Here is a 15548-nt window from a genome sequence, read left to right on the forward strand (position 1 = left end):
GCGGACGGCCTCCGCGTGCGGGCGGACGCTCCCGTCACTCCTGGCCGGGGTCGAGGAGCGACAGGTCCGACTTCCCCCAGTACACCCACACCGCTTCGATCAGACCGTGCGAGCCGGTCCGGAAGATGCTGGTGAGCGCGAATTTGATGCGCTTGCGGAACGGGTCCGCGGGCTTGTCCAGATATCCGTGCTTCGTCAGCGTGGGGCCCAGCGGCAGGTAATTCATGTACACCGAGACCGGAATGGCCACGTGCAGTCCGTCCTGTGCCGCCACCGGAACTCCGGCGACGTCCACCGTTTTCGCTTCCGCGGCCCGCTGGAAATGCACGCGCAATTCGTCGTGCCCGATCATCGGAACCGAACCGACCGGATCCTCGAACCGCACGTCCTTCGTGTACAGCTCCAGCATGTGGTCCACGTTGCCGCTGCTCATGCGACGGCAGTGCTCCAGCGCCAGCTCCTTGCGAGCCGCCTCGTCCAGCATCTCTTCCTCCCCTAAGCCGCGTCGGCGAGACGGACGTCGCTCGCCCCCCAGTAGGCCTTCATGTCCTCGATCAGCCCGTCGTCCCCGGCCCGGACCACCATCAGGAAGCGGAACTCCATCCGCTGCCGCGAGGGTTCGGCCGGGGCCGGCAGGACGCCGTGCCGCGTCAGGATCGGCCCGAGCGGCAGGTAGTCCATCGTGGCCACCACCGGAACGGCGGCGTGGCGCCCGTCCTGGGCCGCCACCGGCGGTCCGGGCACCTCCAGCGTGTTGCTGTTCACCGCACCGGTCGCGTGCGCGCGCAGCGCCGCGTGGCCCTGCTGCACCCCGGCGCCCACCGGGTCCTCGAAGCGGACGTCCGGCGAGTACAGCTTCAGCAGCCCCTCGACGTCCCCCGCGTTGACCCGGCGCGTGTGTTCCAGGATCAGGTCTTTCAGCGCCGCCTCGTCCAGCATGGATTCTTCTCCTTTCGGCAGGCCGGACCATCGTCGCGGCGGCCCCCGCGATCCCGCCATAGGCGCCTTGTTTGATAGGGGTTCGTAGGGGTTCAGGGCATTGTGGGCGAGTGCTAGCGTCGCGGGGATCGGGAAATGCCTGCACCGGCTCCCGGGAATTCGAATTCGACGGTGCGCAAGGCGTCTGACGGATGGAAGGGTCACGCACTCATGACCGCAGAAACACGCGCCGTGGTAATCGGTGGCGGCCTGGCCGGAATGCTGGCGTCCACGGTGCTCGCGCGGCACGTGGACCGCGTCACCGTGGTGGAACGGGACGTGTACCCCGAGGGGCCGGAACTGCGCAAGGGGGTCCCCCAGGCACGCCACGCCCACCTCCTGTGGTCCGGCGGCGCCCGCGCCATCGAGTCCCTGCTGCCCGGCACCCTCAAGGCCCTGGCCGACGAGGGCGCCCACCGCCTCTACCTGCCGCGCGACATCGTCTGGTTCACCCCGTACGGCTGGCAGACCCGCTTCCCCGGCAGCCAGTTCATGATCACCGCCAGCCGGGCCCTGCTCGACTGGGTGGTCCGCGAGCAGGCGCTGAAGAACCCCCGGATCGAGGTGCGCGCGCAGACCGGCGTCACCGGCCTCACCGGCTCCGCCGACCGCGTCACCGGCGTCCGCCTGCGCGACGCCGACGGCCACGAGAGCGAGCTCGCCGCGGACTTCACCGTCGACACCGGCGGCCGCCCCTCCCAGATGCTCAAGTGGCTGCCCGAGCTGGGCCTGCCGGAGGTCGAGGAGGACGTCGTCGACACCGGCATCGCCTACGCCACCCGCGTCTACCGGGCCCCCGCCGGCGCGGGGACCTTCCCCATGGTGAACGTCGCCGCCGCCCCCGGCACCGGCGAGCCCGGCCGCAACGGCGCCCTCGTCCCCATCGAGGGCGGCCGCTGGCTGGTCACCCTCGCCGGCACCCGCGGCGCCGAACCCCCCACCGGCGACGACGAGTTCATCCCCTTCGCGCGCAGCCTGCGCCACCCGGTCATCGCCGACCTGCTGGAGCGGGCCGAACCGCTCGGCCCCGTCCAGGGTTCCCGCTCCACCGTCAACCGCCGCCGCTACTACGAGCGCCTCGCCACCTGGCCGGACGGCCTGCTCGTGCTCGGCGACGCCCTCGCCGCCTTCAACCCCGTCTACGGGCACGGCATGAGCTGCGCCGCCCTCAGCGCCCGCGCCCTGGACACCGCCCTGACCCGCGGCGGCCTGGCCCCCGGCACGGCCGACGCCGCCCGGCACGCGGTCGCCAAGGTCGTCGACGACCCGTGGCTGCTCGCCACCACCCAGGACATCTGCTACCCCGGCACCCGCAACCACGCCAAGGACCCGCGGATCGCCCCGCGCCCGCAGGACGCCCAGCAGTTCGCCGACCTGCTCGGCACCGCCGCCCTGTACGACCCGCTCGTCAACGCGGCCGCCATGCAGGTCACCGCGCTCGCCGCGCCCGTCGCCAGCCTGGAGTCCCCGCACCTGGTCGCCGCCCTGCGCAAGGCGGCGGCCGCCGGGTTCACGGAACTGGACGGACCGCCCTTCACCCCGGCCGAGCGGGCCGTCCTCGCGGCCGCCGACGACACCGGAACACCCGCCCTGACCAGCGCCTAACACACGGACCCCGGCCGCGCGCCGCCGGCCGGGGAAAAGGGCGTGATCATCCCTGCCGCATTTCCTGCCGGGCAACTAGTGACCCCCGCCGAGCCGGTCGGCTCCAGCGATTCACAAGGCATCGTTTGCTGCGGTTCGAGGCAAGGCGACGCGGAGGGGGCGGACCATGAGGCTCAGGTGCAGGGAAGACGTGTGCGCGCAGCTCGAAGGAGCGCTGACGGCGTGCGCGTCCGGGGCGGCGGGCGTCGTGCTCCTGGAAGGGGCGGTGGGCTGCGGCAAGACGGAAATGCTCCTGCACGTGGCCGAAAGGGCCGAGCGGCTCGGAGCCCTGGTGCTCCGGGCCGCCGGCTCCGCCCAGGAGCGCGACGTCCCCCACGGGGTCCTGCACCAGCTGACCGCCGGACTGCCCGCCGACACCCTCCCGGACGGCGCCGCCGGCCGGGAGCCGCTCGGCGGACGCGAGTTCATCGCGGCGCTGCGCACCGCCGCGGGCCGCACCCCGGTCGTCGTGTGCGTGGACGACCTCCACCACACCGACCCGGCCTCCCTGGACCGGCTGCTGGACGTCGCCCGTGCCGTGCGCGGCGAGCGGCTCCTGCTGGTGCTGGCCGACGCGCCCCACGAGCACGCCGAGAGCCCGCTCGCACGCACCGAGTTCCTGCGCCACCCCGGCTTCACCCGGATCCTGCTCGGGCGCCTCGACGAGCCCGGCACGGCGGCCCTGCTGGAGGACCACACCGGCCGGCCCGCGACCGAGGCCGACACCGCCTGGCTGCACGGCGCCACCGGCGGCAACCCGCTGCTGCTGCGGGCCCTGCTCAGCGAACGGCCACGCGCCGTACGGGGCCCCGCCGACCGGTGGCCGGAACCGGCCCCCGGTGGCCCCTTCACCCAGGCCGCACTGACCTGCCTGCACCGCGACGGCGCGGACTCCCGTACCCTCGCCGTCGCCCTCGCCGTCCTCGGCGACGACGCCACCCCCGAACTCACGGCCCGGCTCGCCGGCACCGGCCCCACCACCGCCGCCCGTGCGGCCGCTGCCCTGGAGGCCTCCGGACTCACCGAGGACGGCCGCCTGCGCCATCCCGCCGTGGCCGCCGCCGTCCTCGACGGGGTCCCCCGGCACGAACTCGCCGTGCTGCGCACCCGCGCCGCCCGCGTGCTCCACGAGGCGGGCGCCCGCGCCGGCACCGTAGCCCCGCACCTGCTCGCCGCCTCCGAGGCCGGGGCCGGCCCCGAGGAGGCACCGCGCGGCGACTGGCCCGTCCAGGTCCTGCGCGAAGCCGCCCTCCAGGCCCTCGTCGACGACGAACGGTGCGACCACGCCGCCGCCTGCCTGGAACTCGCCTACACCCTGTGCGCCGACGAGCAGACCGGCCGGGAGATCGGCCTCCAGCTGGCGGCCGTCACCTGGCGCAAGCACCCCGCCGCCGCCGAACGCCACCTCGACGACCCGCTCGCCGCACTGCGCCGCGGCGACCTCGGCCCCGCCCAGGCAGGCCGGCTCGCCCGGCTGCTCGTCGCCCAGGGCCGCATCGAGGACGCCGCCGAAGCCCTCGAACGCATGGCGGACCCGCGCGCGGCCGCCCGCACCACCCGTGAGGACCCGCTGCGCGAACTGTTCGCCCTGCCCCCCGCCGCGGCCCCCGCCGGCCCCGCCGCCCCGGCCGCCGCACCCGGCGCGCCCGCCGAGCACCCCGGCGCCCCCGCCCGCACCGGCACCGCCGAACTGCGCTCCTCCGCCGCCCTGTGGACCCACCCCGACAGCGCCGGCGACGAACAGGCCGCCGAACGCCTCCTCAAGGGCACCCCCCTGGCCCACGCCACCTTCGACCCCATCGTCCAGGCCGTCCGCACCCTGGTGCACGCCGACCGCCCCGACCGGGCCGTCGTCTGGTGCCGGCGCCTCCAGGCCGAGACCCAGTCCGCCGCCTCCCCCGGCTGGCAGTCCGTGTTCGGGCTCGTCCACTCCGAGGCACTGCTGCGCCTGGGCGACCTCGCCGGCGCCGAACGCGAGGCCTCCGCCGCCGTGGACGCCGTCGCCGACCGGGGCGGACTATTCCTCTTCGGCCCCCTCGCCACCCTCGTCACCGCCCTCACCGCGATGGGCCGCTACGAAGCCGTGGCCCGCCGCCTCCAGACGCCCGTCCCCGAGGAGCTCTTCTCCAGCGTCTACGCCCTCAACTACCTGAGGGCGCGCGGCCACTACTACCTGGCCACCCACCGCCACCGCGCGGCGCTCGGCGAGTTCCTCGACGCCGGCCGGCTCGCCCAGCGCTGGGGCCTGGACCGGCCGCGCCAGCTCCCCTGGCGCACCGACGCCGCCGAGGCCCTGCTGCGGCTCGGCGAACACCGCCAGGCCGAGCGCTTCGTCGTGGAGCAGCTCGCCACCTCCGGCGTCCGCAGCCCCCGCGTCCTCGGGGTCTCCCTGCGGCTGCGCGCGGCCACCTCCGAACTGCGCCAGCGCCCCAAGCTGCTCACCCGGGCCGTCGACGAACTCAGCCGCTCCGGCGACCGGCTGGAACTGGCCAAAGCCCTCGCCGACCTCGGCCGCGCCCTGCTGCTCCTCGGCGAGGGCACCCGGGCCGGCATGGTCACCCGCCGGGCCTGGCACCTGGCCGCCGACTGCGGGGCCGCGCCGCTGTGCGCGCAGATCATGCCCGGCCAGACCGGCACCGAGCAGCGCACCGCGCCCGAACGGCCCGCCGAGGAGACCCCGGAGACCGAGCAGCTCAGCGAGTCCGAGCGGCGGGTCGCCGCGCTCGCCGCGTACGGCTACACCAACCGGGAGATCTCCGCGAAGCTCTACGTCACCGTGAGCACCGTCGAGCAGCACCTCACCCGCGCCTACCGCAAGCTCGGCATCTCCCGCCGTCAGGACCTGCCCATGAGCCTGCAGTTCGACAGCCTCGAAAGCGCCTTCCCGGGCGTAGGGGTCGCGTAGGGGCCGCAAGGGGAGGGGGCCGGGCACGGCCCCTGCCTAGCATCGGTCCGTGTGTCCACCCTTACTGACCTGACCAAGCGGGTCCTGCTGGGACGCGCGCTGCGCAGCGAGCAACAGCACGGCCAACTGCTGCCCAAGAGGATCGCCCTGCCGATCTTCGCCAGCGACGCCCTCTCCTCCGTGGCCTACGCACCGCAGGAGATCATGCTCACCCTGGGCGTGGCGGGCATCGCGGCGTACCAGTACACCCCCTGGATCGCCGGCGTCGTCGTCGTGGTGCTGCTGACCGTCGTCGCCTCCTACCGGCAGAACGTCCGCGCCTACACCAGCGGCGGCGGCGACTTCGAGGTCGCCAACACCAACCTCGGCGAACGCTCCGGCCTGGTCGTGGCCGCCGCGCTGCTGTGCGACTACGTGCTGACCGTCGCCGTGTCGGTGTCGGCGGCCGTGGAGAACCTCGGCGCGAGCATCCCCCTGCTGGCGGACCACCGCGTCGAGGCCGCGATCGCGGTCGTCGTCCTGATCTCCCTGATGAACCTGCGCGGCGTCCGCGAGTCGGGCGCCGCGTTCGCGATACCCACGTACGCGTTCATGATCGCCGTCCTCGGCATGATCGTCTGGGGCGCGGTACGGCTGATCGGCGGCGAAGTGCTCCGTGCGGAGACCGCCGACCTGACCATCCGGGGGGAGAGCGCCGGCATCGCCGGATTCGCCCTCGCCTTCCTCGTCCTGCGCGCCTTCTCCTCCGGCTGCACCGCGCTCACCGGCGTGGAGGCCATCAGCAACGGCGTCCCGGCCTTCCGCCGGCCCAAGGGCGAGAACGCCGCGACCACCCTGGTCCTGCTCGGCGTCCTCGGCGTCACCATGTTCGTCGGCGTGACCGCCCTCGCCTACCGGACCGGCGCCAAGTTCGCCGACCCGGCGCACGGCAGCCACCTCGTCGACCCCGTCACCGGCCAGGACGCCGGTGTCCCGCACCCGGTGATCGCCCAGGTCGCCAAGACCGTCTTCGAGGGCTTCTCCCCGGCGTTCTACTTCGTCACGGTGATGACCGGCATCATCCTCGTCCTCGCCGCGAACACCGCCTTCAACGGCTTCCCGGTGCTGGGCTCGATCCTCGCCCGCAGCCGCTTCATGCCCCGCCAGCTGCACACCCGCGGCGACCGCCTCGCCTTCAGCAACGGCATCGTCATCCTCGCCGCCGCGGCCGCGCTCCTCATCTACGCCTACGACGCGGCCGTCACCCAGCTCATCCCGCTCTACACGGTCGGCGTGTTCGTCTCCTTCACCATCAGCCAGATCGGCATGGTCCGGCACTGGAACCGGCTGCTGCCCGGCGCCGTCGACGCCCGCGGCCGCTCCGCGATGCGCCGGGCCCGCGCCATCAACGCCGTCGGCGCCGGCATCACCGCCCTGGTGCTGGCCGTCGTCCTCGCGACCAAGTTCGTCAGCGGCGCCTGGCTGGTGTGCCTGGCCATGGCCGGCCTCTACGCCCTGATGCGCGTCATCCGGCGCCACTACGACCGGGTCGCGGCGGAACTGGAACCCGACCACGACAAGCCGGTGGCCTCCCTCCCCGGCCGGACCCACGTCCTCGTCCTCGTCTCCCAGCTGCACAAGCCCACCCTCCGGGCCGTGGAGTACGCGCACGCCCTGCGCCCCGACACCCTCCAGGCCGTCTCCGTCTCGGTCGACCCCGACGCGGCCGCCCAGCTGCGCGCGGAATGGGAGCGCTCGGGCATGCCCGTACCGCTGGAACTGCTCGAATCCCCGTACCGGGAGATCACCCGCCCGGTCCTGGAGTACGTCCACCGCTTCCGCACCGAACACCCGCGCGACGTCGTCGCGGTGTTCATCCCCGAGTACGTGGTGGGCCGCTGGTGGGAGAACCTGCTGCACAACCAGAGCGCCCTGCGCCTCAAGGCCCGGCTGCTGTTCCAGCCCGGCGTCATGGTCACCAGCGTGCCCTGGCAGCTGGCCTCCTCCGAACGGGCCGGAGGGCGCCCGGAGCGCGCCGCGCCGGGCGCCGTCCGCAAGTCCTCGCCCCCCGGTCCTGCCGGGACCCCGGACTGACACCGGACAGGGGTGGGCAGGGGCCCCGGCAGGGGTGGGGGCCGCGCGTACGCCGCCGTAACGTCGGGCGCGACGACACGTGTGAGCGAGCGATCTTGGGGGAACCGTGGTCCGTCGGCCTTGGGACGTGGAGTGCCCGGACGCACCCGTACGGCTGTTCTGCCTGCCGTGGGCCGGCGGCAGCGCCGTCACCTACCGCCGCGGCTGGCCGCAGGCCCTGGCACCCGACGTCGACGTCCACGCCGTGGAACTCCCCGGCCGCGGCGCCGAGTTCGGCGAGCCGCTGCTGCGCCGCGTGGAGCCGCTGCTCGACGTGCTGACGGCGCGGATCGTCCCGCTCGTCGACCGTCCGTACGCGGTCTTCGGCCACAGCATGGGCTCCATGCTCGGCCTGGAACTCACCCGCCGCCTGGTCGCCGCCGGCCTGCCCGAACCCGTCCGCATGTTCGTGTCCGGCAGCGGCATGCCGGGCCGCCGGCCCCGCACCGAGGGCACCCCGCTGCACGAACTGCCCGAGAACGAGTTCCGCGAGTGGCTGCGCAAGACCGGCGGCACCCCCGCCGAGGTGTTCCGCAACCCCGAACTCCTGGACCTCGTCTCGCCGCTGCTGCGCGCCGACTTCGAGCTCTGCGACGCCTACCGCCACCGGCCCGCACCGCCCTTCGCCTGCCCCGTCACCGCGATCGGCGGCGACGACGACCCCTACGTCCCGGTCGACGCGCTCGCCGAATGGGCCGAGATCACCACGGGGCCGTTCGACCGCCTGGTCCTCACCGGCGGCCACTTCGCCTTCCAGGAACACCTGGACCGGGTCCACGCCTTCGTCGCCGCCGCCCTCCGCACCGCCGTACGCGGCCTCGCCCCCACCCCGGCCGGGCCGGCCGCGTAGGGGTGCCCGGGCCGGGCACAGGGGTGCCCGTGCCCCGATCCGGGGTGATCGGAGGGGACGCGGTGATCCAGTCTTGGAGGGGACCGTACGCGTCGGGAAAGATGATCATCTCTTGATCGCTCGTGCGATCGGGATCCGATACCAACGGGAAACTGGTGATCATCAGTTGATGCGGGAGTTCGAACGCGCCGCCCAGCAGGCCGGATTCGTCCTCGACGACGCCCAGCGGCAGGCCGCCCTCAGGCTCGCCGAACTCGGCGCCGGCATGACGCGGCGACGGGGACTGTTCAGCCGCCCCGCCGCACCGCCGCGCGGGGTCTACCTGTGGGGCTCGGTCGGCCGCGGCAAGAGCTGGCTGACCACCACCTTCTACGAGGCCGTACCGCTGCGGAACAAGCGCCGGCTGCACTTCCACGACTTCTTCCGCGAGTTCCACGCCGCGTACCACCGCAACCGGGGCGACAGCCGGGTCACCGACCGCGCCGTCACCGAACTCCTCGGCGACTGCCGCTTCCTCGTCTTCGACGAGTTCCACGTCCACGACGCCGGTGACGCGATGCTGATCGGCCGGGTCCTCAGGTCGATCCTCGACCAGAAGATCACCCTGCTCACCACATCGAACTACCCTCCGGCCGGACTGCTCCCCAACCCGGTCTTCCACGAGATGTTCGAGCCCACGATCAAGATGCTCGAAGAGACCATGGACGTGGTCGAGCTCGGCGGCGGACGCGACTACCGGGCCGAGTACGGATCCGGCGCCGCCCGCTCCGAGTTCGAGCGCGGGGCGTACCTCTGGCCCGGCACCGGCGAGCAGCTCGCCGAGCAGGGCCTCACCCCGCCCGAGGCCGCCGAACGCAGGCCCGTGGAGGTCGGCGGCGGACGCACCGTGCCCGCGCTGGCGGTCCGCGGCGACCTGGTCTGGTTCGACTTCCACGACCTGTGCGACCGGCCGTACTCGACCGGCGACTACCTCGCGGCGGTGGACCGCTTCCCCGTCTGGGTGCTCTCCGGCCTGCCCCGCCTCGCCGGGGAGAACCGGGACGCGGCCCAGCGGTTCGCCAACCTCATCGACGTGCTCTGCGACCGGGACGTACGCCTCGTCCTCGTCGGAGAGGCACCGCTCGACGACGTACTGCGGGGCGAGAACCTGCCGCTCGACGTCAACCGGACCGCGAGCCGCCTGTCGCTGCTGTCCGCCACGGCCGACTCCGACGCGCACTGAGCGGGGCCCGGTCGGTGCGGAACGCGCGGCTCCCTCCGCAGCTGTTTCCGACATCAGACAACAAAGGGCAATGCCGATGGCGACCGAACAAGAACTCCGCGACTACCTGAAGCGCGCGACCGTCGAACTGCGCTCCGTCAAGCAGCAGCTCCACGATGCCGAGGAAGCGGGCCACGAGCCCATCGCCATCGTCGGCATGGGCTGCCGCTTCCCCGGCGGCGTCACCTCGCCGGAGGACCTGTGGCGGCTGCTCGAAGGGGGAGTCGACGCGATCTCCCCCTTCCCCGCCGACCGCGGCTGGGACCTCGACGCCCTGTACGACCCGGACCCCGACCGGCCCGGTACGACGTACACCCGCGAGGGCGGCTTCATCGACCGCGTCGCCGAGTTCGACGCCGGGTTCTTCGGCATCAACCAGCGCGAGGCCCTCGCCATGGACCCCCAGCAGCGGCTCCTCATGGAGACCGCCTGGGAGGTCGTCGAACGCGCCGGGATCGACGCCGCCTCACTGCGCGGCAGCCGCACCGGGGTGTTCCTCTCGGTGATGTACCACGACTACGCCAACCTCCTGGAGGGCCGCGAGGAACTGGCCGGCTACGTCATCAACGGCAGCGCCGGCAGCATCGCCTCCGGCCGCATCGCCTACGGCTTCGGCTTCGAAGGCCCCGCCCTCACCGTGGACACGGCCTGCTCGTCCTCGCTGGTGACCCTGCACCTGGCCGCCGAGTCGCTGCGCCGCGGCGAGTGCTCCCTCGCGATGACCGGCGGCGCGACGGTGATGTCCACGCCCGCCTCCTTCGTCGAGTTCAGCCGGCAGCGCTCCCTCGCCCCCGACGGCCGCTGCAAGCCCTTCTCCGCGCACGCGGACGGCACGGGCTGGTCCGAGGGCGTCGGCATGCTCCTCCTGGAGCGGCTCTCGGACGCCCGCCGCAACGGCCACGAGGTCCTCGCCGTCATCCGCGGCTCGGCCGTCAACCAGGACGGCGCCAGCAACGGCCTCACCGCCCCCAACGGCCCCTCCCAGCAGCGGGTCATCGGCCAGGCCCTGGCCAACGCCCGGCTGACCGCCGACCAGATCGACGCGGTCGAGGCCCACGGCACGGGCACCTCCCTCGGCGACCCCATCGAGGCGCAGTCCCTGCTGGCGGCCTACGGCCAGGAGCGGCCGGCGGACCGGCCCCTGTGGCTGGGCTCGCTCAAGTCCAACATCGGCCACACCCAGGCCGCCGCCGGCGCCGGCGGCGTCATCAAGATGGTCATGGCCATGCGCCACGGCGTGCTCCCCAAGTCCCTGCACGCCGAAGAGCCGACCCCGCACGTCGACTGGGCCTCCGGCGCGGTGGAACTGCTCGCCGAGGCCCGGCCGTGGCCCGAGACCGGACGACCCCGGCGCGCCGCCGTGTCCTCCTTCGGCATCAGCGGCACCAACGCCCACGCCATCCTGGAACAGGCCCCCGACCCGCTCCCGGCGCAGAACGCCCCGGCCGCCCCCGACCCGGCCGCCGGGACCCCCGACGCGGACGCCGCCGCGCCCGCCCCCCGACCCGCGGCCTTCGCCTCCGCCCCGGCCGTCGCCTGGCCCGTCTCCGGCCGCACCGGCCCGGCCCTGCGCGCCCAGGCCGGACGGCTGCGGGACCGGATCGCGGCCGACCCCGCCGCGGACCCGTACGCCGTGGCCGCGGCCCTCCTGCGCACCCGCTCGGCCTTCGAACACCGCGCGGTCCTCCTCGCCGGGGACCGGACCGGCCTCCTGGACCGCCTCGAGGCGCTGGCCGCCGGCCCGGACACCGGCGAGGACGACGCGGGACGTCCCGACGGGCTGATCACCGGCGTGGCCCGGGCCTCCGGCGTCCGGCCCGTCTTCGTCTTCCCCGGCCAGGGCTCGCAGTGGACCGGCATGGCCCTCGAACTCCTCGACTCCTCCCCGGCCTTCGCCGAACGCATCGCCGAGTGCGAGGCCGCGTTCGCCCCCTACGTGGACTGGTCCCTGACCGGCGTCCTGCGGGCGGCGGACGGCGCGCCCTCCCCGGACCGGGTGGACGTCCTGCAGCCCGCCCTGTTCGCGGTGATGCTCTCCCTCGCCGAACTCTGGCGGGCCTGCGGCGTCGAACCGGCCGCCGTGGTCGGCCACAGCCAGGGCGAGGTCGCCGCCGCCGTCGTCGCCGGCGCACTGTCCCTGGCCGACGGCGCCCGGATCGTCGCCCTGCGCAGCCAGGCCCTGCTGGAACTGTCCGGGACCAGCGCCATGGCCTCCGTCGCCCTGCCCGCCGACAAGATCGCCGCCCTGCTGCCCGCCTGGGACGGCCGGCTCTCCCTCGCCGCCGTCAACGGACCGACGTCCGTGGTCGTCGCCGGCGACCGCACGGCCCTGGAGGAGATGCTGGAGAAGCTCGCGGCCGACGGCGTCTGGGCCCGCCGGGTCCCCGGCGTCGACACCCCGGGCCACTCGGCGCGCATCGAGGAGGTGCGCGAACGGATGCTCGGCGCCCTCGCCGCCGTCGCCCCGGCCGAGTCCGCCGTCCCCTACTACTCCACCGTGACCGGCACCCTCCTGGACACCGGGGAACTCGACGCCGGCTACTGGTACCGCAACATGCGCCAGACGGTCCAGCTGGAACAGGCCGTCCGCGCCCTCGCCGCCGACGGCTACGCCCACTTCCTGGAGATCAGCCCCCACCCCGTGCTGGGCGTGGGCCTCGCCGAGACCCTCGAACGGACCGGCACCGACGCCTTCCTCGGCGAGACGCTGCGCCGGGACGCCGGCGGCACCGTACGCTTCCTCACCTCCCTCGCCGCCGCACACGTGAACGGCGTCGAGGTCGACTGGGACGCGGCGCACGCCGGACGGCTGCCGCACCCCGCCCCCGACCTGCCCACGTACGCCTTCCAGCGCAGCCGGTACTGGCCGCAGGCGCCCACCCCCGCCGGCGACGCGACCGCCCTGGGCCTCGGCTCCGCCGGACACCCCCTGCTCGGCGCCGCCGTCCCGCTGCCCGACACCGACGGGTTCCTCTTCACCACCCGCCTCTCACCGGCCTCCCACCCCTGGCTCGCCGACCACGCGCTCCTCGGCCACGCCCTGCTGCCGGGCACCGCCTTCCTGGAACTCGCCCTGCACGCCGGCCTGCAGCTCGGTTGCGCCCGCGTGGAGGAACTCGTCCTGGAGGCACCGCTGCCGCTGCCCGAGCACGGCGGCGTCCAGGTCCAGCTCACCGTCGGCGCGGCCGACGGGGCGGGCCGCCGGCCGGTGGCCGTGTACGCCCGGCCCGACGGCGCGGGCACCGACCCGGCCGGGACCGGTCAGCCGTGGACCCGCCACGCCGGCGGGCACCTCGCCCCGGACACCGCGCCCGCCGCCCCCGCCTTCGGGGTGTGGCCGCCCGAGGGCGCGACCCCGGTCGACGTGAGCGGCCTCTACGACGCGTTCGCGGAGGCGGGCTTCGGGTACGGCCCCGCCTTCCGGGGCCTGCGCGCCGCCTGGCGCCGGGGCGACGAGGTCTTCGCCGAGGTCCGCCTGCCCGAGGAGCAGCAGGCCGGCGCGGCCGGCTTCGGACTGCACCCGGCCCTGTCGGACGCCGCCCTGCACGCGATCCCGCTCGCCGCCCTGACCGGCGGGGACGGGGACGAGGAAGGGGACGGCGGGGACGGGGACGGCGGGGACGGCGCGACCGGCGGGATCGGCCAGGGCCGGATGCCGTTCGCCTGGCACGACGTGACCCTGCACGCCACCGGCGCCCGGTCGCTGCGGGTCGTCCTCGCACCCGCCGGGAACGAGGCCGTCTCCCTGGAACTCACCGACCAGACCGGCCTTCCGGTGGCCGGCGTCGGATCGCTGGTGCTGCGGCCCCTGAACCGGGAGCAGCTCGCCGGGGCCCGCCCCGGGCACGGCGACTCCCTGTTCCGCCTCGACTGGATCCCGGTCCCCGCGCTCCCGGCGGCCCCCGACGGCTCCTGGGCGGTCCTGGGCCCGGACACCCCCGCCCCGGCCGCCGGCGCGCAGCTGATCGGCGACCTCGCGGAACTCACCGCGCTCCCGGCGCTCGTGCTGGCCTCGCCCGCCGCGGGCGCCGCCGACGTGCGGTCGGCCACCGCCACCACCCTCGCCCTGCTGCGGTCGTGGCTGGCCGACGCCCGGCTCGGGGACTCCCGGCTGGCCGTGGTCACCCGGGGCGCGGTGGCGACGGGGGAGGGCGACGGCGCTCCGGACCCGGTCCAGGCGGCCGTGTGGGGCCTGGTCCGCTCGGCGCAGTCGGAGCACCCGGAGCGGTTCCTGCTGATCGACCTGGAGCAGCCGGGCACCGGCACCGACGGGGCCGGCGACCACGACGCCCTGGCCCGTGCCGTGGCGTCCGGCGAGCCCCAGAGCGCCGTCCGCGGCGGCACCGTGCACGCCCTGCGCCTGGCCCGGGCGGCGGCCGGCACCACGGGCACGGAGGGGCCCGGCGAGCCGCCCTTCGCCCCCGGCGGCACCGTCCTGGTCACCGGCGGCACCGGAACCCTGGGCCGGGCGGTGGCCCGCCACCTGGTCACCGAACACGGCGTCCGCCGCCTCCTCCTGGTCAGCCGCTCCGGCGGCGCCGAAGACCTGGCCGCGGAACTGGACGCGCTGGGCGCCGCCACGACCGTCGCCGCCTGCGACGTCGCCGACCGGGACGCCCTGGCCGCACTGCTGGCCGCGATCCCCGCCGAGCACCCCCTCACCGCGGTGGTCCACACGGCGGGCGTCCTCGACGACGGCGTCGTCGAGTCCCTCACCCCCGAACGCTTCGACGCGGTCCTGCGCCCGAAGGCCGACGCGGCCCGCAACCTCCACGAACTCACCGCGGACCTCGGCCTGTCGGCGTTCGTCCTCTTCTCCTCCGCCGCCAGCCTGTTCGGCGCCCCCGGCCAGGGCAACTACGCGGCCGCCAACGCCTACGTCGACGCCCTCGCCCAGTACCGGCGCTCCCTCGGCCTGCCCGCGCAGTCCCTCGCCTGGGGCCTGTGGGCCGAACGCAGCGGCATGACCGGACACCTCGACGGAGCCGGAATCGCCCGCATCGAACGCGCCGGAGCCCAGGCCCTGACGACCGCCGAGGGCCTCGGCCTGTTCGACGCCGCGCTCACCTCCCCCGAGGCGGTCCTCGTCCCCATGCGGATGGACCTCGCGGCGGTACGCGCCCAGGCCGCGGCCGGCGAGAGCGTGCCCCGGCTGCTGCGCGCCCTGGTCCCGGCACCGGTGCGCCGGGCGGTCGCGGCCGAGGCCGCACCGGCGACCTCGCTGGCGCACCAGCTGGCCGGACTCCCGGAGCACGAGCGCACCCGCGTCCTGTCCGACCTGGTACGCGGCCACGCCGCCACCGTCCTCGGCCACGCGGGCCCGCAGGAGGTCGAGGCCGACCGCGGCTTCCTGGAGCTGGGTCTCGACTCGCTGACGGCGGTCCAGCTCCGCAACCGCCTCGGCACCGCCACCGGACTGCGCCTGCCGACCACGCTCGTCTTCGACTACCCGACGCCGGCCGCGCTCGCCGCGTTCCTGCGCGGCCTGCTGGTGGTCGAGGAGCCGCGCCCTGCGGTGTTCGGTGAACTGGACCGGCTGGAGGGCACCCTCCGGGTGGCCGCCGCCGACTCCGAGGAGGTCCGGGCCGAGGTGTCCGCGCGCCTCGCGGACCTGCTGGCGCTCTTCGGGACGCCGGCGCCCGGCGCGGGAACGGCCACCGCCGAGGCTCTGGGCACCGCCTCCGCCGACGAGATATTCGACTTCATCCAGGCGGAATTCGGCCGGTAGGAGCGGAACGCAGGAGGGCCCGCACCGGCCGGAGTGATCCGGCCGGTGCAGGCCCTTTCCCTTCGCGGCG

The 15548-nt window shown here is 74.9% G+C and carries 8 protein-coding genes; 6 read left to right on the forward strand and 2 right to left on the reverse strand.

Going from position 1 to position 15548, the window contains the following annotated elements; all coding sequences use genetic code 11:
* Positions 1-34: 34 nt before the first annotated feature.
* The gene (locus SSNG_RS37180; RefSeq protein ID WP_007269150.1) at positions 35-484 is read right to left on the reverse strand and encodes a nuclear transport factor 2 family protein; all 450 of its coding nucleotides are present in this window, start codon (positions 482-484) and stop codon (positions 35-37) included.
* 11 nt (positions 485-495) lie between these two features.
* Positions 496-939: a nuclear transport factor 2 family protein gene (locus SSNG_RS37185; protein ID WP_042804886.1), complete on the reverse strand. Its 444-nt coding sequence runs from the start codon at positions 937-939 to the stop codon at positions 496-498.
* A gap of 210 nt (positions 940-1149) precedes the next feature.
* Between SSNG_RS37185 and SSNG_RS37190 the strand changes: the two genes are divergently transcribed.
* The 6 genes from SSNG_RS37190 (at position 1150) to SSNG_RS37215 (ending at position 15478) form a co-directional block, all read left to right on the forward strand.
* Positions 1150-2583 carry an FAD-dependent monooxygenase gene (locus SSNG_RS37190; protein ID WP_007269151.1) on the forward strand — a complete coding sequence of 478 codons (1434 nt, stop codon included), beginning with the start codon at positions 1150-1152 and terminating at the stop codon, positions 2581-2583.
* A 166-nt stretch (positions 2584-2749) separates the two neighbouring features.
* Positions 2750-5527: a LuxR family transcriptional regulator gene (locus SSNG_RS37195; RefSeq protein ID WP_007269153.1), complete on the forward strand. Its 2778-nt coding sequence runs from the start codon at positions 2750-2752 to the stop codon at positions 5525-5527.
* A gap of 51 nt (positions 5528-5578) precedes the next feature.
* Positions 5579-7600, forward strand: coding sequence for an APC family permease (locus tag SSNG_RS37200; protein ID WP_007269154.1), 2022 nt, complete (start codon positions 5579-5581; stop codon positions 7598-7600).
* A gap of 106 nt (positions 7601-7706) precedes the next feature.
* Positions 7707-8489 (forward strand): alpha/beta fold hydrolase, encoded by a 783-nt coding sequence (locus SSNG_RS37205; protein WP_007269155.1) that lies wholly within the window; start codon positions 7707-7709, stop codon positions 8487-8489.
* Between the two features lie 169 nt (positions 8490-8658).
* Positions 8659-9711 carry a cell division protein ZapE gene (zapE, locus tag SSNG_RS37210; protein ID WP_007269156.1) on the forward strand — a complete coding sequence of 351 codons (1053 nt, stop codon included), beginning with the start codon at positions 8659-8661 and terminating at the stop codon, positions 9709-9711.
* A gap of 76 nt (positions 9712-9787) precedes the next feature.
* A complete protein-coding gene (locus tag SSNG_RS37215; protein ID WP_128637683.1) occupies positions 9788-15478 on the forward strand; it encodes a type I polyketide synthase in 5691 nt (1896 codons plus the stop codon).
* Positions 15479-15548 lie beyond the last annotated feature (70 nt).

Source organism: Streptomyces sp. C (assembly GCF_000158895.1).
Classification (GTDB): domain Bacteria; phylum Actinomycetota; class Actinomycetes; order Streptomycetales; family Streptomycetaceae; genus Streptomyces; species Streptomyces racemochromogenes.

Coding starts and splice junctions, on each gene's coding strand:
- SSNG_RS37190 (WP_007269151.1), top strand. CDS start 1,150: ATGACCGCAGAAACACGCGCCGTGGTAATCGGTGGCGGCCTGGCCGGA.
- SSNG_RS37180 (WP_007269150.1), bottom strand. CDS start 484: ATGCTGGACGAGGCGGCTCGCAAGGAGCTGGCGCTGGAGCACTGCCGT.
- zapE (WP_007269156.1), top strand. CDS start 8,659: ATGCGGGAGTTCGAACGCGCCGCCCAGCAGGCCGGATTCGTCCTCGAC.
- SSNG_RS37195 (WP_007269153.1), top strand. CDS start 2,750: ATGAGGCTCAGGTGCAGGGAAGACGTGTGCGCGCAGCTCGAAGGAGCG.
- SSNG_RS37185 (WP_042804886.1), bottom strand. CDS start 939: ATGCTGGACGAGGCGGCGCTGAAAGACCTGATCCTGGAACACACGCGC.
- SSNG_RS37215 (WP_128637683.1), top strand. CDS start 9,788: ATGGCGACCGAACAAGAACTCCGCGACTACCTGAAGCGCGCGACCGTC.